Consider the following 22,664-nt stretch of genomic DNA (forward strand, 5'->3'; position numbering starts at 1 on the left):
CAAAGCCGCCCTGCTGAAAATCCGCTGGAGCGCTTCTTTTTTGGGCAGCCATACCTTCCTATATTGCAGCCGTGACCGTTAAACACAGCCAGGAAACTGCCATTGCCGCCTTCTCTTACGTCCCTGACAGACAGCGCGCTTATCGCATTCGATAATCTGGCCGACCGTGCGAGCAACCTCACCCACCCGACATTGCGGCTTGGCGTCACCGGCCTTTCGCGGGCGGGCAAGACGGTTTTCATCTCTTCCCTCGTCCACAATCTCCTGAACGGCGGCCGGCTGCCGCTGTTCGAGGCGATGCGGTCCGGACGTGTCTCGAATGTGCGGCTGGAGCCGCAGCCGGATGACGCCATTCCGCGTTTTCAATATGAGGATCATATTCAGGCGCTGGTGCGCGACCGGCTGTGGCCGGATTCGACACGGGCGATCTCGGAACTCAGGATAACGCTGGATTATCAGAGCGCCAGCGGCTGGGGCCGATGGTTTTCGGCCGGTAAGCTCTCCATCGATATTGTCGATTATCCCGGCGAATGGCTGCTCGACCTGCCGCTTCTGTCGCAGGACTATAAACAGTTCAGCGACGCGACCGTCGCCCTTGCCGGAAGCGGCATCCGCGCCGAACTGGCGCAGGAATGGCTGGCGATCGCCTCTTCGCTCGATATCAACGCACCGGCCGACGAGATGACGGCCCGACGTCTGGCCGAAAGTTTCGCAGCCTATCTGAAGGCCTGCAAATCCGATGAAAGATCGCTTTCCACCCTGCCGCCCGGCCGTTTCCTGATGCCCGGCGATCTGGAAGGGTCGCCCGCGCTGACCTTCGCACCGCTTCCCGCCCTGACGGATGAGAAAGCGCCGAAAGGCTCGCTGCGCGCCATGATGGAACGGCGCTATGACGCCTACAAGTCGATTGTGGTCAAACCCTTCTTCCGCGAGCATTTCGCCCGCCTCGACCGGCAGATCGTTCTGATCGACACGCTGCAGGCGGTCAATCGCGGCCCTGAAGCCGTGCAGGATCTGGAGCGGGCGCTGGGCGATGTCCTTGCCTGTTTCCGCCCCGGCACCAACAGTCTGCTGTCGTCGCTAATTGGCAGGCGTATCGACAAGGTGCTGATTGCCGCCACCAAGGCCGATCACCTGCATCACGAAAGCCACGACCGGCTGGAGCGCCTGACCCGCCGTCTGGTGGACCGCGCCATCACCACCATCGGCATGAATGGCGCCGGCATCGAGGTCATGGCGCTCGCTTCCGTGCGCGCCACCAGAGAGGCGAGCGTGCGACAGGATGGCCACGAGCTGCCCGTTATCGTCGGCACGCCCATGGCCGGTGAAACCATCAATGGCGAGACCTTCGACGGCAATCGCAAGACGGCGATCTTTCCCGGCGATCTGCCCGAGGATCCGGAACCGCTTTTCCGCAGCATCGACAGGGATGGCGACAAGGCGTCGCTGCCGGACGTCAATGTCGTGCGCTTCCGCCCGCCGAATATAGACGAGCCGGGCGGCGGCGGCATCCGCCTTTCCGTTCCCCATATCAGGCTCGACCGCGCCATGCAGTTCCTGTTCGGAGACAAGCTCGCATGAAGCTTCCCACACAAAACGATCCGCAGGCGCGCCGCCCGGCCGCTTTCACGCTTGAAACCGAAGAGACGGCACGACCGTCCGCCGCACAGAAACGCGCGCCGCGCAGCTTCGACGCCGAGATTTCGCTGACGCCCGACGAGGACGATCCGTTTCTGGCGCCTGAGGAGATCGATGCCGCCGCGCTGCCGGTGGCGTCTCCGAAGAAAAGCCGCTTCTCCTTCGGCAAACTTGCGCTCGGCGCGCTTGGCGTCCTGTTCTCGCTCGCCTTCGGGCTCTGGGCGGATCAGCTCATCCGCAACCTGTTTTCCCGTTCCGACTGGCTGGGTTACACGGCCACTATCGCTCTTATTGTGGCGCTTTTCGCCGTTCTCGTTCTCGTCGGCCGGGAAGTCTTCGGCATCATGCGGCTTAACGCCGTGCAATCCTTGAAGGCCGATGCCGAGACGGCGAGCCTCGACAAGAGCCCGAAACCCGCACGCGCCATCGTCACCCGCCTGAATGCCGTTCTCTCCCACAGGGCCGAAACGGCCAAGGGGCGTGCGGCGCTGAAGGAAACGGAAAACGATGTGATCGACGGCCCGCATCTGATCGAGCTTGCCGAACGTGAGTTGCTCGTTCCGCTCGACAGGCAGGCCCGCGCCCTCATTCTCAATTCGTCCAAGCGCGTCTCAGTCGTCACCGCCGTCAGCCCGCGCGCGGTGGTCGATCTCGCTTATGTGCTGTTTGAAGTGACGCGGCTGGTGCGCGCCATGGCGGAGCTTTATGGCGGCCGTCCCGGCACACTCGGCATGCTGAAGCTGCTGCGCGATGTCGTCGCCCATCTTGCCGTCACGGGCTCGATCGCCGTTGGCGACGGGCTCGCCCAGCAGGTTCTCGGCCACGGTCTTGCCTCGAAACTCTCGGCGCGACTCGGCGAAGGCGTCATCAACGGCCTGATGACGGCGCGAATCGGCATTGCCGCGATGGATCTGTGCCGTCCGCTGCCGTTCAGGGCGGTGAAGCGGCCGGGGATCGGCGATTTCATGTCCGACCTCACACCCGATTTAAGCGGTGGAAAAACCGGTGAAAAAGCCTGATTACCCGGGCCTGGGCGGTTCAAAAGGTTACGAACGAAGCCGCAAATGAGAGCGAAATAAACCAAGCATTAACCATTCCGCCGGTAGATTGCAGCCTATCGAACAGGCATCTTCGCCGGGGAAAGTATCATGTATTCGCGCTTCTTTTCGCTTGTGGGCGGACTTGCCGCCATATTATCCGTCAGCGGCGGTTTCGGCATGTCTGACGTCCATGCCGCATCGCGCGATCGCGACGACGTGTTCTTCCGCTCCGTGGCCGGTGTGTGGAAAGGCCCGGGCGAAATCGTCGCTGGCAAATACAAGGGCACGAAGTTCACCTGCGATCTGACCGGCGAGCCACTCGACGACAAGCAGACCGGCATCAAGCTCGGCGGCACCTGCCGCGTCGGCGTCTTCAGCCAGCCCATGTCTGCCGTCATCAGCCAGAAGGGCAACTCTTACGAGGGCAAATTCCTCGACGGTGCTGAAGGCAAGGGACTGGACATCACCTCCGGACAGGTTAGCGGCGACAAGGTCGTCGTCGGCATCAACCGCGCCAAGCTCAACGGTGCAATGGTCGCCCGCGTCTCGAACGACAATTCGATGAACATCACCATTTCGGTAAAGGTCGCCGACCAGATGATCCCGGTCATCGGCGTGACGCTGGCGCGCGATATCGACCAGCTCGCCGTTGGTTCGATCAAGCCGTAAAAGCCATACTCTTCTCAGCCATCGCCAAGCGGGAGTGTCCACCACTCCCGTTTTTCGTTTGCGCTGACAATGCCGGTCTTGTCCGCCTGCTGAAGCCATTCCCGCACGGGCTTGCCTTTTACCTCAAGGTCGGGCGCGATATCGGCAAGCGGCATCAACACGAAAGCGCGCTCCGTCATGCGCGGATGCGGCACTTCGATGCTTTCCGTTACGAGAGATTCATTCCCATAGGTCAGCACATCGATATCGATGGTGCGCGGCCCCCAGCGCTCCGTGCGCACCCGCTTCATACCCTTTTCAATGTCGAGGCATAATTGCAGCAGCGCAGGCGCTGAAAGCGAGGTTTCGACCAAGGCGCAGCAATTGAAAAAATCCGCCTGATCCGTCTTACCCCAGGGCGGCGTGCGGTAAAGGTCGGAAACGGCCAGCAGGCGGCAATCGTCACGCGCATCGAGTTCGCGGAGCGCCCTTGACATGGCTGCGGCAGGATCGCCGATATTGCCGCCGAGCCCCAAGGCGGCGACGGTCAATTTTTCAGGCACGGTGTTCAACGCTCACCTGCGCATAATCGAGAATGCCCGGAACCGGTGCCGAAGGTTTGCGTACCGTTATCCTGAGCCAGACGATCTGCGGATAACGGGCGCGAAGCGCCTTGGCGATGTCGTTCGCCAGCGCCTCGATGAGATAACGGCGTTGGCCGACGACGATTTTTTCGATGACGGCGAACGCCACGCCATAATCGACGGTGTTTTCGATATCGTCGGTTTCCAGCGCATCACCCGCCTCAACTTCCATCTCGGCATCGACGAAAAAGCGCTGGCCCAGCACCTCCTCCTGCTCGAGAAGGCCATGACGGGCGAAAAAAGAACAGTTTTTCAGGATGATGGTATAGCGGCTCATCGCATCGCCTCCATGGCAGGACTGTTTCGCCAAAAAGCCGCGCCACCTTCCGGACACGGCATTCCGGCACTCGTTGATCTACGCATCGGCCTTTGCCGACGTTTTGGCAAGAACCGCATCGGCGATTGCCAGCGCATCGCGGGTTGCGGCGACATTGTGCACGCGAAAAATCGAAGCGCCGGCAAGCCGCAGGATCGCGGTTGTCGCAGCCGTTCCGATATCGCGTTCATGGGCCGCATCCCGGCCCGTCAGCGACCCGATGAAACGCTTGCGCGACGTACCGGCGAGAACCGGCAGGCCGAAGGCGGCAAGTTCGCCGAAACGCGCCATGAGCGCGACATTTTCGCTCTCGTCCTTGGCGAAACCAAAACCGGGATCGAGCACGACGGCGTCGCGGGCAATACCCGCATCCTCGGCGATCTCCAGCGAGCGATTGAGGAATTCGAACTGGTCGGCGATGACATCCGCAAGCTTCTGCCGGTCGCGGCCGGTATGCATGATGCACACGCCGGCGCGGGTGGCGGCGACCACACCGGCCATATCCGGGTCTTTCTGCAGGCCGAAGACATCATTGACGATATGTGCGCCTGCCCCGACCGCCAGTCGCGCTGTCGAGGCGCGATAGGTATCGACGGAAATCAGCACATCCGTCTCGCGGCGCAATTTTTCGATGACGGGAAGCACCCGGTCCTGTTCTTCGGCTTCCGTTACCGCAGCCGCTCCCGGCCGGGTGGATTCGCCGCCGATATCGATGATGTCAGCGCCCTCTTCCACACAGGTCAGCGCATGGGAAAAAGCCGCATCGACGGCGAGATAACGGCCGCCATCGGAAAAGGAATCGGGGGTTGCATTGACGATGGCCATAATACGGCCACGCCCATCAAGTTTCAGGGAGCGGCCATGGGCCGCTTGCCACGCGTTGCTGCCGGCTGTTATCACGTAACACGCGCCTTTCGGGAATAACGGAGTGTTATGCCAATTCTTATAAGTTCCGCTCCGCCTATGCAGCAAACCTTTTTCAAGTTCAACCGGAAGGCCGGGTCATGACCAAATCATCACGTGCTCTTTGCGCCGCTTTAGCGGCCGCGGTGGCACTTTCCCTACCCGGATCGGCTTTTTCCGAAACCATCGTCCGCAAGACCTATTCCTATTTTTCGATCAGCGGCAAAACCGCCGCCGACCTCGACCAGCAGCTTTCCAGGCACGGCCCGCTGACGCGCAATACCGGCGCGCGCCATCCAGGCGCCACCGAAATCAAATTCGGCGGCGAGCTCACCTATGTCGAGAAAAACGGCCTTTGCAGCGTCGGTACGGCCAAAGTGGTGCTGAATACCCGCATTCTCCTGCCGCAATGGAAAAACCGCCGCCGCACCACGGCGGAACTGGCCTTCATCTGGGATACGCTGCTTGCCGATATCAAGCGCCACGAGGAGCGCCACGCGGAAATCGCCCGCACCCACGCCCGCTCGCTTGAAAGACAGCTGACGTCGCTTCGCCCGCAGAAAAGCTGCGAGACGCTGCAGGAAATGGTCGGCAAGATCACCCAGGCGGTGATGGACGAGCACGACCGCGATCAGATGCGCTTCGATGTGGTGGAGTCGAAAAATTTCGATGCCCGCATGACACGGCTTTTGAAGAACCGGCTCGAGCAGGGCCAGAACCGCCGCTGAGCGGTCTTACACCCCATCTCATTCCCTTAACATCAAGCGCGGACATGACGTTACGTCATGTCCGATATCACCCGTGAATTCTCGTGATGGTGCCGTCGCCAAGACTCATTGTACGTTCTTCGTACGGTATCGGACCATTCGGCCAAGCGGCTTGAGGGCTCCAGCCGTCTCCGGTTCTCCCGGTGCGCACTTGAGGGCTCGCAGGTGTTTCCTCCCTCGCCTGCATGCTGCGTACCCGCCTCGCCCCGCTCCCCGCTACCAGGTGAGCGGGGCTTTTTCTGCGTTTAGCAATGACGAAAGATGTCAGCCCTGACGTTCGGGAACATGAACGACGAGACCATCGAGCTCATCGTTCATCTTGATCTGACAGGAAAGGCGCGAGGTGGGGCGCACGTCAAAGGCGAAGTCCAGCATATCTTCTTCCATCGGTTCCGGGCCGCCGACGCGCTCGGCCCAGGCGTCGTCGACATAGACATGACAGGTCGCACAGGCACAGGCGCCGCCGCATTCCGCATCGATGCCGGGAATGGAGTTGCGCACCGCATTCTCCATGACGGTGGAGCCGTTGCTCACGTCGAGTTCATGGGGCGTGCCATCAAAGGCAACGATGGTCAGTTTTGTCATGCCGGAAATCCAAAATGTGATCTAAGAACTGTTCTAAACACATAGAAAGGCCGGTCCGCCTTGGCAACCCGCTTCAAGGGCGCACAGACGCAACCGGCCTTGCAAAATGCCAAATTTGATGCGTTACGCCTCAGCGGCAGAGCTTGAGGATGAAATTTTCGGCCTCGACGATGGTCGCCGCGAGTTTTGCGATCGCCGCGCTGTCATTGCCCTTGTCCTCCACCACGGCTGCGGCCGCGGAGACGGCCGAGGCGCCGACGGCCTGCGCAGACCCCTTCAAACGATGGGCCGTCGCCATGACAGCCTTGTCGTCGGCGCCTGCCATTTCATGCAGAGCGGCGCGGGCGTTGCGGCTGAAGAGTTGCAGCACTTCGATCTCCAGATCCTTGTCGCCCATCGTCTGCCGGGCGAGATGATCGAAATCGATCGGTTTTTTACCGGCGGCGGGCGCACCGCCGCAATTGTCGGGAGCTTCGAAAGCAATACTGACCGCTGCCATGGCTGAAATTCCTGTCTCGCCGTTTCCTGTTTCGTGTCACATCTGTGTCGTATTCACGCATCCGGGCCGCTGCTATCGGCTTAAATTACGGCGTGACGCAGGCGAAAATCTTCTGCTATGGTTAATTTATGTTAAACTTATGCGAAACAAGGCGTTCAGCGTGAAACTGAGGTTTAAAAACTGTTAAAAAGCCGACACTTCGCCACCGCCGCAAATCCGCATTAATTGTTTCGAACACCTAAATGTGTCACTACGGTACTGCCGTTCCCACGAGGCTTAAGCTCAAGCTTTGTTATTGCGGCACAGTGATGTAATTTCGCCCGAAAGCTGGACCACCAGCAATTCGGGATTTGGTAAATGGCGGAATTGTTCTCTCTTCAAGGGATAATGTTCCGCTGGCATGATGGCGGCAGTCCGCTTGCGGAACGCAAGTGGTCAACGGCATGAAGCCGGGCGTATGTGTAACGAGGCGTAACCGCATGGCGAATAACAAGATCAGCGACTCTGTCGACGAGACTGCATTTCAGGCGTTGGAAGATGCCCTGCAGCTTGGTGCTTTCGAAGAAAAGCCGGAGACGCGGAAAACTGCAGCGCCGAAGCAGCCGGAGGCCAGATTGAAGGAAGCAAGCAGACCGACCCCTGCTCCCGAGGCCGCCCGCGCGCCTGCCGAACAGACGCCCAGATCGCCCAATCTCGAAGCGGCCAATGACGGCTCCAAGCGCAGCCCGGCCATGATCCTGAAATCGCTGGAAGGCGGCTCCATCGGCGGCGCGCTGCGCAACGCCACGATCATGTCGGTCATCTGGGCGCTCGGCGGTCTTGGCATCGCTCATCTTCTTTATGGCAACGCGCTGTGGAACATCGCTTCACTGGCCGATCTCACCGCGATCCCCGGCCTGATGGCTATCGTCGTCGGCATCCTCCTTCCCATCATGCTGTTCTTCGCCTTTGCGATCATGATGGCGCGCGCCCGCGATCTGCGCAACGCCGCCCGCTCCATGGCCGAAGTCGCCCTTCGCCTTGCCGAGCCGGAAACGGTCGCGTCCGATCGCATCATGTCCGTCGGCCAGGCGGTTCGCCGTGAAGTCTCGGCCATGAATGACGGTATCGAGCGCACGATCGCCCGCGCGACGGAACTCGAGACCCTCGTGCATTCCGAGGTCAACGCGCTTGAGCGCAGCTATGCCGACAACGAACTGCGCGTGCGCAGCCTCGTGCAGGAACTGACCGCCGAGCGTGACGCCATCGTCAATCACGCCGAGCGTATCCGCTCCTCCATCGTCGGTGCGCAGGAACAGATCAAGGAAGAGCTTTCCATCGTCGGTGAAGAGCTTTCGATGCGGATCGCCACGACCGGCGAGGCCTTCGCCTCGATGATCGACACCCGCTCGGCCGCGCTTTTGGAAAAATCGCGCGCCTCGACCGAAGCGATGGGCAGCCTGATCGCCGCCAAGACCGAAAATCTGCTTCAGGCGCTGAATTCCTCCGGCGCGACGCTGTCCAATGAATTCGACATGCGCCTGCACAACCTCACCTCGACGCTGGATGAGCGCGGTGAAGTTCTGCTCGAGCGTTTCGCAATCCATGCATCGACGCTGGATAGCGGTGCGGAAAGCCTCAACAGCGCGCTTGAAGAGCGCACCCGCCAGCTCAACGAGACGCTGTCCACGCGCACGCTCGAACTCAACCGCAATATCGACCGCGGCCAGCAGATCATCGGCGGTTCGCTGGATACCGTTCTCGACAAGCTGTCCACGACGCTTGAAGAAAAGGGCCTCTCCTTCCGCCAGAGCCTGCAGAGCACGGCGGACGATGCGATCATGGATCTCGACCTTCGCTCCGGCCTCTACGAAGAGCGCATGCAGGCGACGGTCGGCCAGGTCAACTCCGCCTTCGACGAGCATGTCGCGCAGTTCGCCAGCGCCTTCGACCAGCGCGCCGGCAGCCTCGACAGCAAGCTGATGGAAAGCCTCGCCCGCATCAACGAAACCGTTGCCGGCGGCTCCGAAGCGCTCGACACCATGCTGAGCGCCGGTCTGGAGCGCATCGGCACCACCATGACCGATCAATCGCTGGCGCTCGCAACCGCGCTCGGTACGGGTCAGGAAATGCTGGAAAGCGCCCTTGAAAGCCGGACACAGGCCTTCAGCGACGCAATCGGCCAGCGTACCGCCGAAATCACCGATGCCTTCACCAGTTCGCACGAGAAGATCGACGCCGTGCTGGCCGAACGCAGCAATGCCCTGTTCGGCGCGCTTTCGGCCAGCCAGAACCGTTTCGACGAAGCACTCGCCAGCCGTTCGATGGCGATTACCGGCTCCGTCTCCGGCACGGCCGAACGTCTCGCCGCCATGCTCGACGAACGTGCCGCCGCGATCAATAGCGTCGTCGCCGATGTCGAGCGCCGTCTTGCCGAAACGCTCGAAACCCGGGCAGCGGCCATCACCGGCGCGGTTTCCGGCATCGAGGACCGCATTTCCGACACGCTGGAAAGCCGCACGGCCGCCCTGCACGACGTCGTCTCCGGCGCGGAGAGCCGTATCGCCGATACGCTTGACGGCCGCACGGCCGCGCTTTCCAGCGCCATTTCCGGCGTCGAGGAACGTATTGCCGACACGATGGACAGCCGCACGCTGTCGCTCGACATGACCTTTGCCAATGTCGAGGAAAGACTTTCCGAGACGCTCGACAACCGCACCTCTGCCCTCACCGGCATTGTCGCAAGTGCTGAGGAAAAGATTGCCGGCGCGCTCGACAGCCGCACGGCCACCTTCGGAGACGTGGTCGCCGGTGCTGAAACCCGCATCGCGGAAACGCTGGATGGCCGCACCGCAGCCCTCAACGCCGTTGTCTCCGGTGCTGAAGAACGCATCGCCGATGCGCTCGACAGCCGTACCATGGCGCTCGACATGGCATTCTCCGGCGCGGAAGAAAAAATCGCCGAAGCGCTCGACACCCGCACCGCAGCCCTTGGCGAGCTGGTTGCCGGCGCCGAGACCCGTATTGCCGGGGCGCTCGACAGCCGAACCGAGTCGCTGAAGACCGTCGTTTCCGGCGCGGAAGAGCGCATCACCGATGTGCTCGACAGCCGCACCATGGCGCTCGATATGAGCTTCTCCGGTGTCGAGGAAAAGATCGCCGATATTCTCGACGGTCGCACCACAGCGCTGCAGAATGCCGTTTCCGGTGTCGAAGACCGCATTGCCGGCGCGCTTGACAGCCGTACTGCGGCCCTCTCGGGCATCGTCTCCGGTGCGGAGGAGCGCATCGCGGACGCGCTCGACAGCCGCACCATGGCGCTCGACATGGCGATTTCCGGCGTCGAGGACCGTATTGCCGAGGCCATGGATGCCAGAGCATCGTCGCTTTCGCTTGCGGCGGCCGGCGTCGGCCAGCGCCTAGAAGCCACCGCATTCACGCTTGAAAACGCGCTTGCCAGCGGCCACGAGCGGCTCGAAACCATGCTCGGTTCGCAGGCTGAACGCATTGCCGGATCGCTGGAGCGCAATAGCGGCCTGATCGAGCAGAGCGTCTCGGGTGCGGCCAACCGCATCGAAAGCGTCGTTGAAGACGGCAGCACCCGTTTTGCCCAGACGGTGGAAGAAGGTGTGTCCCGCCTCGAAAGCAATCTGTCGCAATCGCATGAGGATATTCGCACCGCGCTCGATCAGCGCCAGGCAGATCTTGCCGCGACGCTCAGCTCCGCCACGACCCAGATGGGCGACATGCTCTCCGAACAGGCGATGATGATCGGCACCACGGTCGCCTCCAGCGCCAGCATGCTCGAACTGTCTCTCGAAACCCAGCAGGAAGCGCTGCAGAAGGCGATCGACGGCAGTGCGCAGACGCTGGAAGAGCGCCTGCGCAACAGCGCCGGCGACATCGCCGTCAAGATCGGCGAGGCTGCCCGCGAAATCGGCGGTGCGACGGATGCCCTGTCCTCGAAAATCGAGACCTCCATCGGCAATGTCACCACCCGTCTCGACGAGACCGGCGCCCGTATCGAGACCTCGCTCGATACGCTGCAGGCTCGCGTCGGCGGCGATCTGGCCAATGTAAACACCTCGATCGAGGACGCCGGCCGCCGCTTTGCCGAAGCGCTGGAAGACAAGACGGCCGTGTTCGCCCGCGCCAGCGACGAGGCGGCCGAGCGTATCACGGGCATTCTGGACGAACAGACCACACGTGTCGCAGACACGTTCGAAAACCGGACCAGCCGCCTGGCAGAAACCTTCGATACCGGCACGGCCCGTATCGATGAACGCCTCGGCACCATGGACCGGGCGTTGACCATCGGTCTTGAAAACGTCAACCGCACCATTGAAGGCAAGGCGAGCGATCTCGCCGTCAGCCTGCGCGGCGCGGTCACCTCCGCCACCCAGAGCATCGGCGAAGAAGCCGTGCGCTCCACCTCCATTCTCGCCAAGTCCGGTTCGGAATTCGCAGAACAGGTGCAGGCGCAGAACGAAGCCTTCACCAAGGCCATCGAGGAACGCTCCGGCGAGATCGTCAACCGCATTTCGGATGCCCAGACCCGTCTCTCCGGTCAGGCCGCCGCCGTCGCCCAGACCTTCTCCGAGGCCGGCAACATCATCGTCAACAAGGTTGCCGAGGCTGAAGCCGTCGTTCGCTCTCAGGTCGGCGTCATTTCCGAGACACTCACCAGTGTCGAATCCGCCCTCGACGCACGCGGCGAATCCATCCGCTCGGCGCTGGACAACCGCACCCGCGAACTCAACTCGATGCTGGCCAGCCGCTCCGCCGAGCTTTCGCGCCTGATCGAAGAGAAAGCCAAGCCTGTCGTCGACGAATATGCCACCATCGGCCGCGAAGCCGCCGAAAAGATCGTTTCCGCAGCCCAGCAGAGCGCGGACCTTCTGTCGCAGAGCAACAGCGGCATGGTCGGCATGGTGGAACAGGCGATCAGCGATTATGCCGCTGCCGGAACGGATGCGGCAAGCAAGCTCGTCGCCGCGACCCGCCAGAGCACCGACATGCTGTCCGAAACGCATACGGCCATGGCGGACGCCGTCGAACAGGGCATCGACAAATATGCCCGCGCCGGCAGCGATGCGGCCAACAAGCTGGTGGCCGCCACCCGCCAGAGCACGGATATGCTGTCGCAGACCCATAACAGCATGGCGGAGATCGTCGAACAGTCGGCAACCAACTTCAACTCCGCTGTCGAGCGCGCCGCACAGGGCTTCGGCGCGGCAGACGAGGCATTGAACGCCTCGGCGACGCGCTTCTCCGAATCCGCCTCGCAGGCCGCCGACATGGTGTCCAGCTCCAGCCGTCTGCTCGAAGGAAAGATCGACCGCCTGTCGAATATTTCCGGCCAGACGCTGGCGCAGGTTGCCGGCATCGTCGGCCGTTTCGAGGAACATTCGAAGGTGCTGAGCCAGGCTTCCGAGCTCCTGAATGCCGCACAGTCGAGCCTCGTCGGCACGCTGGAAGAGCGCCAGGACGCGCTGCGCAGCCTGTCCGTCGGCCTCGTCAAGCGTTCCGAGGAAATCGAAAGCGCCATGCGCAACGTCATCGGCGTGGTGGAAACCACGCTCAACGAGGCCGAGGAGCGCTCGCAGAACGTCGCCGGCAATCTGCGCGACAATCTGCAGGCCTCCTTCTCCGATATCGGTCGCTCGCTCGATGAAACCGAACAGCGCGCCCGTTCGGCGGCACAGACCATGCGGGGCGCCCTGCTCTCCGCCGGTCAGGATGCCAGCCGCTCGATTGAAAGCACGCTGTCCGACGCGCAGAAATATTCCGACGAGCTGGTCAATCGCCTGCGTGGCGGTGTCGAATCCTCACTTTCGGAAGTCGACAATCTTCTCGGCAGCGCCTCGGAAAAATCGAATGCCGCCGCAGCCAGCCTCAAAGAGACGCTGCGTCAGGCCGTGGAAGAAGCGGTGAGCCGCTTCGCCGGCGCGACGGACGAAATCCGCCGCTCGAGCCACGATATCCGCCGCGAACTAGATGCGACCCGTGCGGAACTGAAGCGCGGCGCCTTCGACCTGCCGGAAGAAGCCAAGGAAAGCGCTGCCGCCATGCGTCGCGCCGTTTCCGAACAGATCAAGGCCCTGCAGGATATTTCCCAGCTCGTTGGTCGTTCGACCCACCAGATGGAAGTCTCCGAACCGGTTGCCCGCGCCATCGCCGCAACCCAGCCAGCGGCCGAGCGCCGTGTCGAAACGCGTCCTCAGCCGGCAGCTCCGGCTCCGGTTCAGCAGCAGCGCCCGGCTCAGCCGCAGCCCGCTCCCGCACCGGCCGCATTGCGCGGTACCCTGCCGCTTGAGAACCGTCAGGTCGAGAACCGTCAGGCGCCTGCCCCGGCTCAGCCGGGTGCTCCGGCCGGACGCCGCGACGAAGGCGGCGGCTGGATCAGCGATTTGCTGCGCGGCGCATCGCAGGAAACGCCAGCGGCATCCGCACCACGCGCCGGCGCGGAACAGCAGCCGACCCGTGCGGCCGACACCCGCAATCCACGCCACATGGTGGAATCGCTGAACTCGCTCTCGGTCGATATCGCCCGCGCCATCGATCACGACGCCTCCGTGGAGTTGTGGCGGCGCTACCAGCGCGGCGAGCGCGACGTCTTCACCCGTCGCCTCTATACGCTGAAGGGTCAGACCACCTTCGACGAAATCAAGCGCAAATATGAGCGGGAAGCGGAATTCCGCACCGCCGTGGACCGCTACATTACCGATTTCGAGAAGCTGCTTGCCGACGTGGCCCGCACCGACCGCGACCGGACCGTGACACAGTCCTACCTCACCTCCGATACCGGCAAGGTCTATACGATGCTTGCCCATGCGGCGGGCCGGTTCAACTGAGCCGAGTGACGCTGAAATGACAAAACCCCGGTCAAGACCGGGGTTTTTCTTTTGGCTCTGCTCGCTGTTTCATCGCTCCTCGAAGACAGCGAACTGAGCGGGTGACGCTGAAATCAAATCTCGAACGTGCCCGAAGCAACGCGCACCGCGTGGCCGCCGATGCGGGCGCGGGCGATTTCGCCGTCCTTGACGTCCATACGCAGGTGGATATGGGACGGTCGTTCCATCTCCACGCCCTGCTCGATCAGCAGAGGATAATGGCCATCAGTCAGGCCATCGAAATGGTGGATGGCACCGGAAAGGGCAGCGGCGGCGGAACCGGTGGCGGGGTCTTCCGAAATGCCCATATCCGGAGAGAACATGCGGGCGTGGAACTTCGCAGCGTGATTGACGCCGCCGCGACAGTAGATATAGGCCGCCGTCAGGCGTCCTTCCACCAGCGGCGCCGTGCGCAGCCAAAGATTGGCATCGAAATCCATGTCCCTGATGGCGGCGATATTGTGCAGCGGTACGATGAGGAACGGCACCCCGGCCGTCCAGATCGACGGCACATGGTTTTCAAAGCCGAGATGCGCCTCGCTGACGCCCAACGCATCGGCAAGCGCGGTATGATCGAGCGGTAGTTCCACGCGGGACGATTTGCGCGGCAGGTCGAATTCCGCGAAGCTGACCGCGCCGGCACGCATCTTCACCGCGCAACGCACCGGACCCACCTGCTCTTCCAGCACGCAGACCATATCGATATCGTCATCGCCCTCGCCGCGATTTCGCTCGGCGATGGCCACCGCCGCACCGACTGTCGGATGGCCGGCGAAGGGCAATTCACCCGATGGCGTGAAGATGCGCAGCGAAGCCGCATGGGCCGGATTGCTGGACCGGTTGACGAAAACCGTCTCGGAGAGGTTCATTTCCCGCGCAATCGCCTGCATCGTGGCCTGGGGAAGATCATCGGCGTCATACATGACCGCCAGCGGGTTTCCCGCCATTTTCGTCTCGGTAAAGACATCGTAGATATCGTAGTTCAGCGCCACATCCGTCTCCTGCCACTCGTCATTCCGACTGCCCTGGCAAACTGCATCAGGCCGTCCCGCATCGCAACCCTTGTCGGCGGGCGCAAATCAAGAAGCTGTGGACCGGAGCGGTGCGTTCCGCCATCAGGGAACGCCTGCGTCTTCGAAAGGCCTTGTCGCCAGCCGCCGTCTTCATGTACCAAGGGTGCGTCTGGCGGCTTGTTATCGACCTTCCTGTTGAGGTTTAAAGATTTCGAGCCGCTTCAACAGGTTACAGCGCCTTGCGTGGACGGTTTCCGGTCTGCGCCGTTGTCGAGGGAAGCGGATGTCGCATTCTACCTATTCACTGTCCTTCGTCGCCTCGGCAACCGAGGAGGCCCAGACGGCGCTGAAAGAGCTGAAAGGCATTTACGGCGATACGCCGTTCGAAGAGGCGGAAGTGATTGTCGCGCTCGGCGGCGACGGCTTCATGCTGCAGATTCTCAACGAGACGATGAATTCCGGCAAGCGGGTCTATGGCATGAACCGGGGGTCCGTCGGCTTCCTGATGAATGACTACCGGGTGGACGGCCTGCTGGAGCGCATCGCGGTGGCGAGCGGCAACGATTTCCATCCCCTGCGCATGACGACGACGGATTCCGACGGCGACGAATTCACGGCACTTGCCATGAACGAGGTCAGCCTGTTTCGCCAGTCGCATCAGGCAGCCAAGCTTCGTGTGGAGGTGGACGGCAAGGTGCGGCTGGAAGAATTGATCTGCGACGGCATGATGGTGGCGACCCCGGCAGGGTCGACAGCCTACAATTTCTCCGCCCATGGACCCATCCTGCCGCTGGAATCGCCGCTGCTTGCGCTCACCCCGGTCAGCGCTTTCCGGCCGCGGCGCTGGCGCGGCGCGCTTTTGCCGAATAAGGTAACGGTCGATATTCATGTTCTCGAACGGGACAAGCGCCCGGTGAATGCGGTGGCCGACCACACCGAGGTGAAATCCGTTCGTCACGTTCGGATCGCACAATCGCAGGACAGGACGGCCAGAATTCTCTCGGATCCGGATCGTTCATGGTCGGACCGGGTTCTCGCCGAACAGTTCAACAATTGACGCCCACAATCGACAATGGCCATGCAACTGACAAGACCTATCCTCGCTGCCTTTCTTTTCGCCGTCGCCGTGCTTCCCGCGCGGGCGCAGACGGAAGCGATTGACGCGCTGCCGGTTTCGGCAATCTTCGTCGTCAGCAGCGGCATGTGGGAAGATCGCAATCTTGAACCGGTGAAAGGCCCAGACGGACAGCTGCGGCCGCCGCCTGCCTCGCCCACGCGCGGCTATTACAAGGTCATCGCCATCCGCCAGGGTGACGGCACGGCGAAAATCTACCTGCAGCGAATCGTCTTTACCGCCGATGGGCCGAATCTCCTGGAAAACATCGAGCTGGAAGAATTCAGCCAGATGAAGTCCTATGTCACGGATATTCGTCCCGAAAGCTCGAATGGCGCACCCGCCTCGCCCGGCCTGTTCGTGACCGTCTACCTGAAGACGGACCCGATAGCCAAGGAAGCGGAAAGCTGGACGATCCTGATCGACGAGCTGGGCGAGATGAAGATCGAGAAAGCGTCCAACTGATCGGCCCGATGCGCGTGTCGGGCAAGTTTACGCTTGCAGCGCCTCCGGCCCGGCAAGAACCGCACCGAAATGATGTTTCCACAATCTCGCACCGAGTTCACCGCTGCGGTCGAGACTGGAGCCCACCGTAAGCCACGGCAACAGCGTGGGATGCAGCCCCGCATCGAAGAGCGCAAAACCGGCGGCCAGCACGCAGGTATCGGCCTGAATGCCGCAGACCAGCACCCTGTCGAGTTTCAGCGACAGGAGATGCTCGATGACCTCCCGGGGTGGCGCATAACCGTGTTTGATGAAAACGCGATCTGCCGCAACAAGCGACTCGTCGTCCCTGCCCGGTTTCCAGCCGAGTTGCCGCTCGAAGGGTGTTACGCTTTCGTCATGGCGCTCGACGGTGGCGATGCTGGGCATTGTCAGGGCGAGAGCGGATATTTCCGCCACCAGCGCAGCCGGCGGATTGAAGCTTGGCTGGACGTCAACGATATAGAGCGCCTGTTTCATGCTTGTCCTCCAACGAAAAACCCCTCGCAATGGGTTTGCGAGGGGTAATCTTTTTCAACCAACGCACTTGGCGCGTCAGTCGATATCCGCGACTTCCACATCCGCGCCGCCGCTGATGCGATGCGCGAGGGCCGCTTCCATGAACTCGTTCAGATCGCCGTCCAGCACGTTGCTGGGTGCGGTGCTTTCCACGCCCGTGCGCAGGTCCTTCACCAGCTGATAGGGCTGCAGAACGTAGGAACGGATCTGGTGGCCCCAGCCGATATCGGTCTTGGATGCGGCCTGCGCATTGGCCGCCTCTTCCCGCTTCTGCAGCTCCACCTCGTAGAGGCGGGCGCGCAGCATGTCCCACGCCTTGGCGCGGTTCTTGTGCTGGGAACGCTCCTGCTGGCAGGCAACGGCAATACCGGTCGGAATATGCGTGATACGCACCGCCGAGTCGGTGGTGTTGACGTGCTGGCCGCCTGCGCCGGACGAACGATAGGTATCGATGCGGCAATCGCTCTCGTTGATGTCGATCTGGATCGAATCGTCGACGACGGGGTAAACCCAGACGGAAGAGAACGATGTGTGGCGACGCGCATTGCTGTCATAGGGCGAAATACGCACGAGGCGATGTACGCCCGATTCCGTCTTCAGCCAGCCGAAGGCATTGTGGCCCTTGACGAGGATCGTCGCGGACTTGATGCCGGCTTCTTCGCCGTCGTGAACTTCGAGCACCTCGACCTTGAAACCTTCGCGGTCGGCCCAGCGGGTATACATGCGCAGAAGCATGTTCGCCCAGTCCTGACTTTCGGTGCCGCCGGCGCCGGAATGCACTTCGAGATAGGTATCGTTGGTATCGGCTTCGCCTGACAGCATGGCTTCCACCTGACGGCGGTTCGCCTCGCTCTTCAACGCCTTCAATGCGTCTTCGGCGTCCTTGACGATCTCGTCATCACCTTCCATCTCGCCGAGTTCGATCAGCTCGATATTGTCCTTGAGCTGCTGCTCGAGCGCCTTGACGCCATTGATGCTGTCGTCCAGCTGCTGGCGTTCGCGCATCAGCTTCTGGGCTTCAGTGGCATCGTTCCAGAGGGTCGGGTCCTCTGCCTTGTTATTCAACCAGTCCAGTCGTCTTATCGCCTGGTCCCAGTCAAAGATGCCTCCTCAGCAGGCTTATGGCCTGCTTGATTTCGTCGACTACGTTCACGATTTCATTGCGCATTTCGCTGGTTCTTCACCTTCATTGAAACTCGTTGCTCAAATAAATGCGGGGGGCGCGGATGTAAAGACCCGCGCCCCCGCCAAACGTCAGGAGTGATATCAATAAAGACCGCCGCCACCGCCGGTGATGGCCTGCTGCGCCTGCGGTGAGGTCTTGAGAATGTCTTCCTGCGACATGTATCCGTCATCGCCGATGACAGAGAAGGTGGAAGCAGGACCCGTGCCGGGCTTGAAGGCTTCCATGATGGTGTCGGGCTCGCCCTCGACCGCCGCCATGCCGGTCTTGCGGTTGACGGCGACGAAATTCATGCCGGCAGGTACGATGAACTTGCTTGGCTCCATGTGCTTGGCCGCATCGGAGATGAACTCACCGAATATCGGCGCCGACAGCGAGCCGCCGGTGCCGCCACGGCCGAGGGGCGCCGGCGAATCGAAACCGATATAGAGGCCGGCGACCATGTCCGGCGTGTAACCGACGAACCAGGCATCCTTTTCATCGTTGGTGGTGCCCGTCTTGCCGGCAACCGGCAGATCGACCTTGATCTTGCCCGCCGCCGTGCCGCGCTGCACGACGCCTTCCAGCATCGAGGTCGTCTGATAGGCGGTCATCGGGTCGAGAACCTGTTCGCGATTGTCGACGATGACGGGCTCATCCTGGTTCTGCCAGCTGGTGGCGTTGCAGCCTTCGCAGGCGCGCTCCTCATGCCGGAAGATCGTCTTGCCGTAACGGTCCTGAATGCGGTCGATCAGTGTCGGCTTGATCTGCTTGCCGCCATTGGCGATGACCGAATAGGCCGAGACCATGCGCATCACCGTCGTTTCACCGGAACCCAGCGACATGGACAGAAGCGGCGGCATCTTGTCGTAGATACCGAAGCGTTCGGCATATTCCGCAACCAGATTCATGCCCATATCCTGCGCCAGACGCACCGTCATGAGGTTACGGGATTTCTCGATACCGAGACGCAGGGTCGACGGGCCGGCGGAACCGCCGCCGTAATTCTGCGGCTTCCAGACCTGATTGCCGGAAACGACCTCGATCGGCGCATCGAGAATGACCGACGCCGGCGTATAGCCATTATCGAGTGCCGCCGCGTAGATGAACGGCTTGAAGGAGGAGCCCGGCTGGCGCATCGCCTGTGTCGAGCGGTTGAATTCCGACTGCGCATAGGAGAAACCGCCGACCATGGCCAGAACACGGCCGGTATGCGGGTCCATCACCACCATGCCGCCCTGCACTTTCGGCGGCTGGCGCAGGCGATACTCGTTACCGGAATTGGAAAGCGGCTGCGCATAAACCACGTCACCGGCGGAGAGGACGCCAACCGGAGACTTGGCGGTCGCCTTCTTGCCGGTCGCATCGCGGAAAGCCCAGCGCATGTTTTCAGCGGAGATGTGGCCGCGCGTGCGCTTGTCGCCATCTTCCGTTTCCGTGTCCGGCTGCACGCCGATGTCGACGCCATCGGCAGCGACAGCGAGGACCACAGCGACTTTCCATTCCGGAACGTCGCGCAGGCCCTTGACCTTGGCGAGCGCCGCCGTCCAGTCCCCCGCAGTCTCGATCTTTTCGACGGGTCCGCGGAAACCGCGACGCTCATCATATTGCACCAGACCGTCCTGAAGCGCCTTGCGGGCTTCCATCTGGATCTGCGGATCGAAAGAGGTGCGGACCGAGAGCCCGCCTTCGAGAAGCGCTTCCTCGCCGTATTTCTCGACGATCTGGCGGCGGACTTCCTCCGCGAAGTAGTCAGACGCGAAGATATGCGCGCCACCGCGACGCAGATTGACGCCAAGCGGCTGCTTTTTGGCGTCCGTGGCGTCGGCGACCGTGATGTAGCCATTTTCGGCCATGCGGTCGATCACCCAGTCGCGACGCTCAAGAGCCGCCTTTTCGCGGCGGATGGGATGGTAGTTGGCCGGACCCTTCGGTAGCGATGCGAGATAGGCGGTTTCCGCAATCGTCAGTTCCGTCACCGATTTGTTGAAATAGGTGAGCGCCGCGCCGGCAATGCCGTAGGAATTCAGGCCGAAGAAAATCTCGTTGAGATAAAGCTCGAGAATCTTGTCCTTGGAGTAGGTCTGCTCGATGCGGAAGGACAGAATGGCTTCCTTGAGCTTGCGGTCGATGGTCTGGTCGTTGGTGAGCAGAAAGTTCTTCGCCACCTGCTGGGTGATGGTGGAGGCGCCGACCGGACGGCGGCCGGAGCCAAAATTCTGGATATTGACGAGAATCGCGCGGCCGAGGCCGAAGACATCCACACCCGGATGGTTGTAGAAATTCTTGTCTTCCGCCGAAAGGAAAGCAGCCTTCACCCGGTCGGGAATGGCCTGGATCGGCAGGAACAGGCGTTTTTCATGCGCATATTCCGCCATCAGCGCGCCGTTGCCGGCATGCACGCGGGTCGTCACCGGCGGCTCATAGGTGCTCAAAACTGCGTAATCCGGCAGGTCCTTCGTCACGCCGTGCAAATAAATCGCACCGGCGGCGGCGGCGCACAGGAAGAGCACGCTGGCCAAGCCGAAAAAATATCCAATCAGTCTGATCATACCAAGCTACCGATAATTCGAATCGTAACCATCAACGCCCGACGATTTACGGGCGCATCCTTGCATATCGCGTGCCGTTTTGCACACCATACCTTCGATGACAAGCCGGATACGGCAGCATTCGCTGATATGTTACCGGGCGGTAGGCCCGCAATCGCGCTGCGGACGCTTTGCGGATCGCCACCGAATCCGCTTTCCGAGTAACGCGGCGAATGTGAGTAAAATAGGGCTTCGCCTTCGTAATCGTCCGCAAGACCCAAGAATTGAACAGCTTTTCGGCGGTCAATTGCAGGGCGGCAACAGCATTGCCGCTCCGCCGGCTGCCCTCTCAGCCGCCATTTGCCATGGCCTTGGCGCGGTATCGCCCAACGGCGGTTGCCAGCGTATCGGCCACCTTCTTGCGCCATTCCCCATCGAGAAGCAGCTTTTCGTCTTCCGGATTGGAGAGGAAACCGAGTTCCAGCAGCACCGACGGCACATCGTGGGCGCGCAGCACCATGAAACCGGCGTAACGGTGCGGATTGTTGATGAGCCCCACCTGCCCCTCAAAGGAGGAGACGATGTTTTCAGCCAGCGTCACCGAAAAGGCCTGCGTTTCACGGCGGGTGAAATCAAGAAGAATATCGGCCACTTCCGGCGGCTCGCTGGAAGCAGCGACGCCCGCGATTTGGTCAGACTTGTTTTCGCGCTCCGCCAGTTCCTGCGCCTGCCGGTCCGATGCCCGGTCCGACAATGTATAGACGGTCGCGCCCCGGATGCCCTTTTGCTTCAACGTATCCGCATGAAGGGAAATAAAGAGGTTGGCATTGTTCTGGCGGGCGATGGTCACCCGTTCCGACAAGGCGAGAAACGTATCGGAATCGCGCGTCAGGAAAGCCTTGATGCCTGGCTCGCGGTTCAGCCGCTCGGCAAGTTCCTTGGCGAAAGTCAGCGTAATGACCTTTTCCTCGGTGCCGGTGGTGCCGCCGGTGGCGCCCGCATCGATGCCGCCATGGCCGGCATCGACAGCGATGACGAATTCCGCTGGCCGCGACGTCTTGTCATCCGGCGTGATCGCGGCAGTCGTCACCGGGGCTGGCGCCTGCCACTGCTGATCCTTCACCAGTTCCGCGAACTTGCCCTTGGTGGTGATTTCCGTATCGAGCACGAAATGGAAAGATTGGCCGTTATCGGTCTTTTTGGTTTCGGCAACCGCCACCTGAACCGGCTTTTTCGCCGTCAGCACGATGCGGGCGCTGTTCTGCCCCATGCTGCCGAAACGGATATCCGAAAAAAGACCGGTCGGCTTCAGGTCGGATGCGGGAAAGCTGAAATTCACCGCCGGAAAGTCCACAACGATGCGGGCGGGCGAATCGAGATAGTGAACGTCGAATTCCGGCTCTTCGGCGAAGTCGAGAACGATGCGCGTGCGCGCCTCATCGCCGATGATCCGCGCCTGATGAACGACGAGCGGCTCCACGGCATGGGCTGCAGGCGCGGCGGAAACAGAGGCGACGGCGGAAAATGCCAGAGCCGCCGCAAGCCGCGCGATTCGCGCGCCAAGCCGCCCTCTCCCACCGAATATCGCTGCGTTGCGCGTGAAATTCATGGTCTTCAAGAAATTCCGTATTTCAGTCATTTTCGATAAACGGCGAGGAAAAACGCCGGCAACAGTGCCGTTTCGACCACGCCGTACGATAGTTTGCGCGTTTGCGCCCCACAATCGCAGGCCTTGGTGAACCAATTGTTAACCCGGAAATTCCACCAATAATATGGCATATTTAGCCAGCCTATTGCTATTATGACAGAGAAAACATACAACACGGATGAGGGTTAAAAGTGTTGACGGGATAGATGCCCGCCGGCTGCCAATCGAAAAAGACGCTGGCGCTGCAAATCGGGCAATCATCTGCCGTCGTTACATTTATCC

17 protein-coding genes are annotated in these 22,664 nt (G+C 61.5%); 7 read left to right on the plus strand and 10 right to left on the minus strand.

What is annotated here, in order from left to right:
• Positions 1 to 102 precede the first annotated feature (102 nt).
• The 3 genes from BTE54_RS21905 to BTE54_RS21915 all read left to right on the plus strand — a co-directional run bounded on the left by BTE54_RS21905 (position 103) and on the right by BTE54_RS21915 (position 3,347).
• A complete protein-coding gene (locus BTE54_RS21905; protein WP_078053983.1) occupies positions 103 to 1,581 on the plus strand; it encodes a YcjX family protein in 1,479 nt (492 codons plus the stop codon).
• The gene (locus tag BTE54_RS21910) at positions 1,578 to 2,657 is read left to right on the plus strand and encodes a YcjF family protein (protein WP_078053984.1); all 1,080 of its coding nucleotides are present in this window, start codon (positions 1,578 to 1,580) and stop codon (positions 2,655 to 2,657) included. Before BTE54_RS21905 ends, BTE54_RS21910 begins: the two co-directional genes overlap by 4 nt.
• Before the next feature lie 129 nt (positions 2,658 to 2,786).
• Positions 2,787 to 3,347, plus strand: a complete 561-nt coding sequence (locus tag BTE54_RS21915; RefSeq protein ID WP_003521427.1) for a hypothetical protein — start codon at positions 2,787 to 2,789, stop codon at positions 3,345 to 3,347.
• Between the two features lie 14 nt (positions 3,348 to 3,361).
• Here BTE54_RS21915 and folK read toward each other — a convergent pair whose 3' ends face one another.
• The 3 genes from folK to folP form a co-directional block, all read right to left on the minus strand.
• Entirely contained in the window at positions 3,362 to 3,898 is a 537-nt protein-coding gene (folK, locus tag BTE54_RS21920; protein WP_245316677.1) for a 2-amino-4-hydroxy-6-hydroxymethyldihydropteridine diphosphokinase, read from the minus strand.
• On the minus strand, positions 3,882 to 4,247 hold the full coding sequence (gene folB / locus BTE54_RS21925) for a dihydroneopterin aldolase (protein ID WP_003502532.1): 366 nt from the start codon (positions 4,245 to 4,247) through the stop codon (positions 3,882 to 3,884). The genes folK and folB overlap by 17 nt, the downstream gene beginning before the upstream one ends.
• A gap of 78 nt (positions 4,248 to 4,325) precedes the next feature.
• Positions 4,326 to 5,111, minus strand: a complete 786-nt coding sequence (folP, locus tag BTE54_RS21930; RefSeq protein ID WP_078053985.1) for a dihydropteroate synthase — start codon at positions 5,109 to 5,111, stop codon at positions 4,326 to 4,328.
• Positions 5,112 to 5,290: 179 nt separating this feature from the next.
• On the opposite strand from folP, the gene BTE54_RS21935 reads away from it, so the two are divergent.
• Entirely contained in the window at positions 5,291 to 5,917 is a 627-nt protein-coding gene (locus BTE54_RS21935; RefSeq protein ID WP_078053986.1) for a DUF922 domain-containing Zn-dependent protease, read from the plus strand.
• Positions 5,918 to 6,220: 303 nt separating this feature from the next.
• Here the strand turns inward: BTE54_RS21935 and BTE54_RS21940 are convergent, their stop codons facing one another.
• Together BTE54_RS21940 and BTE54_RS21945 are read right to left on the minus strand one after the other, a co-directional pair.
• Positions 6,221 to 6,541 (minus strand): 2Fe-2S iron-sulfur cluster-binding protein, encoded by a 321-nt coding sequence (locus tag BTE54_RS21940; protein ID WP_003502527.1) that lies wholly within the window; start codon positions 6,539 to 6,541, stop codon positions 6,221 to 6,223.
• Between the two features lie 130 nt (positions 6,542 to 6,671).
• On the minus strand, positions 6,672 to 7,040 hold the full coding sequence (locus tag BTE54_RS21945) for an Hpt domain-containing protein (protein ID WP_020810827.1): 369 nt from the start codon (positions 7,038 to 7,040) through the stop codon (positions 6,672 to 6,674).
• 479 nt (positions 7,041 to 7,519) lie between these two features.
• Here BTE54_RS21945 and BTE54_RS21950 point away from each other — a divergent pair, with 479 nt between their 5' ends.
• Positions 7,520 to 13,873, plus strand: a complete 6,354-nt coding sequence (locus BTE54_RS21950; protein WP_078053987.1) for a hypothetical protein — start codon at positions 7,520 to 7,522, stop codon at positions 13,871 to 13,873.
• A 113-nt stretch (positions 13,874 to 13,986) separates the two neighbouring features.
• Here BTE54_RS21950 and BTE54_RS21955 read toward each other — a convergent pair whose 3' ends face one another.
• The gene (locus BTE54_RS21955; RefSeq protein ID WP_065653944.1) at positions 13,987 to 14,904 is read right to left on the minus strand and encodes a PhzF family phenazine biosynthesis protein; all 918 of its coding nucleotides are present in this window, start codon (positions 14,902 to 14,904) and stop codon (positions 13,987 to 13,989) included.
• 304 nt (positions 14,905 to 15,208) lie between these two features.
• Here BTE54_RS21955 and BTE54_RS21960 point away from each other — a divergent pair, with 304 nt between their 5' ends.
• Both BTE54_RS21960 and BTE54_RS21965 read left to right on the plus strand, forming a co-directional pair.
• Positions 15,209 to 15,982 (plus strand): NAD kinase, encoded by a 774-nt coding sequence (locus BTE54_RS21960; RefSeq protein WP_020810264.1) that lies wholly within the window; start codon positions 15,209 to 15,211, stop codon positions 15,980 to 15,982.
• A 21-nt stretch (positions 15,983 to 16,003) separates the two neighbouring features.
• Positions 16,004 to 16,504 carry a hypothetical protein gene (locus BTE54_RS21965; RefSeq protein ID WP_078054272.1) on the plus strand — a complete coding sequence of 167 codons (501 nt, stop codon included), beginning with the start codon at positions 16,004 to 16,006 and terminating at the stop codon, positions 16,502 to 16,504.
• 27 nt (positions 16,505 to 16,531) lie between these two features.
• Here the strand turns inward: BTE54_RS21965 and BTE54_RS21970 are convergent, their stop codons facing one another.
• The 4 genes from BTE54_RS21970 to BTE54_RS21985 form a co-directional block, all read right to left on the minus strand.
• Positions 16,532 to 17,002: a cysteine hydrolase family protein gene (locus tag BTE54_RS21970; RefSeq protein ID WP_078053988.1), complete on the minus strand. Its 471-nt coding sequence runs from the start codon at positions 17,000 to 17,002 to the stop codon at positions 16,532 to 16,534.
• Between the two features lie 75 nt (positions 17,003 to 17,077).
• Positions 17,078 to 18,209, minus strand: a protein-coding gene (gene prfB / locus BTE54_RS21975; RefSeq protein ID WP_173999815.1) for a peptide chain release factor 2 whose coding sequence is annotated in 2 segments (ribosomal slippage) — positions 17,078 to 18,139 and positions 18,141 to 18,209 — 1,131 coding nt in all. Because the reading frame shifts where the segments join, the coding sequence is not laid out codon by codon here.
• A 98-nt stretch (positions 18,210 to 18,307) separates the two neighbouring features.
• On the minus strand, positions 18,308 to 20,755 hold the full coding sequence (locus BTE54_RS21980; RefSeq protein ID WP_065653947.1) for a penicillin-binding protein 1A: 2,448 nt from the start codon (positions 20,753 to 20,755) through the stop codon (positions 18,308 to 18,310).
• 328 nt (positions 20,756 to 21,083) lie between these two features.
• The gene (locus BTE54_RS21985; RefSeq protein WP_065653948.1) at positions 21,084 to 22,343 is read right to left on the minus strand and encodes an N-acetylmuramoyl-L-alanine amidase; all 1,260 of its coding nucleotides are present in this window, start codon (positions 22,341 to 22,343) and stop codon (positions 21,084 to 21,086) included.
• Positions 22,344 to 22,664: the final 321 nt, after the last annotated feature.

It is taken from the genome of Agrobacterium sp. YIC 4121, assembly GCF_002008205.1.
In the GTDB taxonomy this organism is placed as follows: Bacteria; Pseudomonadota; Alphaproteobacteria; order Rhizobiales; family Rhizobiaceae; genus Agrobacterium; species Agrobacterium leguminum.

What these genes read in the sequence shown, in the direction of transcription:
- BTE54_RS21910 (WP_078053984.1), top strand. Translation starts at nt 1,578, where the DNA reads ATGAAGCTTCCCACACAAAACGATCCGCAGGCGCGCCGCCCGGCCGCT.
- BTE54_RS21915 (WP_003521427.1), top strand. Translation starts at nt 2,787, where the DNA reads ATGTATTCGCGCTTCTTTTCGCTTGTGGGCGGACTTGCCGCCATATTA.
- folB (WP_003502532.1), bottom strand. Translation starts at nt 4,247, where the DNA reads ATGAGCCGCTATACCATCATCCTGAAAAACTGTTCTTTTTTCGCCCGT.
- folP (WP_078053985.1), bottom strand. Translation starts at nt 5,111, where the DNA reads ATGGCCATCGTCAATGCAACCCCCGATTCCTTTTCCGATGGCGGCCGT.
- BTE54_RS21935 (WP_078053986.1), top strand. Translation starts at nt 5,291, where the DNA reads ATGACCAAATCATCACGTGCTCTTTGCGCCGCTTTAGCGGCCGCGGTG.
- BTE54_RS21940 (WP_003502527.1), bottom strand. Translation starts at nt 6,541, where the DNA reads ATGACAAAACTGACCATCGTTGCCTTTGATGGCACGCCCCATGAACTC.
- BTE54_RS21945 (WP_020810827.1), bottom strand. Translation starts at nt 7,040, where the DNA reads ATGGCAGCGGTCAGTATTGCTTTCGAAGCTCCCGACAATTGCGGCGGT.
- BTE54_RS21950 (WP_078053987.1), top strand. Translation starts at nt 7,520, where the DNA reads ATGGCGAATAACAAGATCAGCGACTCTGTCGACGAGACTGCATTTCAG.
- BTE54_RS21960 (WP_020810264.1), top strand. Translation starts at nt 15,209, where the DNA reads ATGTCGCATTCTACCTATTCACTGTCCTTCGTCGCCTCGGCAACCGAG.
- BTE54_RS21965 (WP_078054272.1), top strand. Translation starts at nt 16,004, where the DNA reads ATGCAACTGACAAGACCTATCCTCGCTGCCTTTCTTTTCGCCGTCGCC.
- BTE54_RS21970 (WP_078053988.1), bottom strand. Translation starts at nt 17,002, where the DNA reads ATGAAACAGGCGCTCTATATCGTTGACGTCCAGCCAAGCTTCAATCCG.
- BTE54_RS21980 (WP_065653947.1), bottom strand. Translation starts at nt 20,755, where the DNA reads ATGATCAGACTGATTGGATATTTTTTCGGCTTGGCCAGCGTGCTCTTC.
- BTE54_RS21985 (WP_065653948.1), bottom strand. Translation starts at nt 22,343, where the DNA reads ATGAATTTCACGCGCAACGCAGCGATATTCGGTGGGAGAGGGCGGCTT.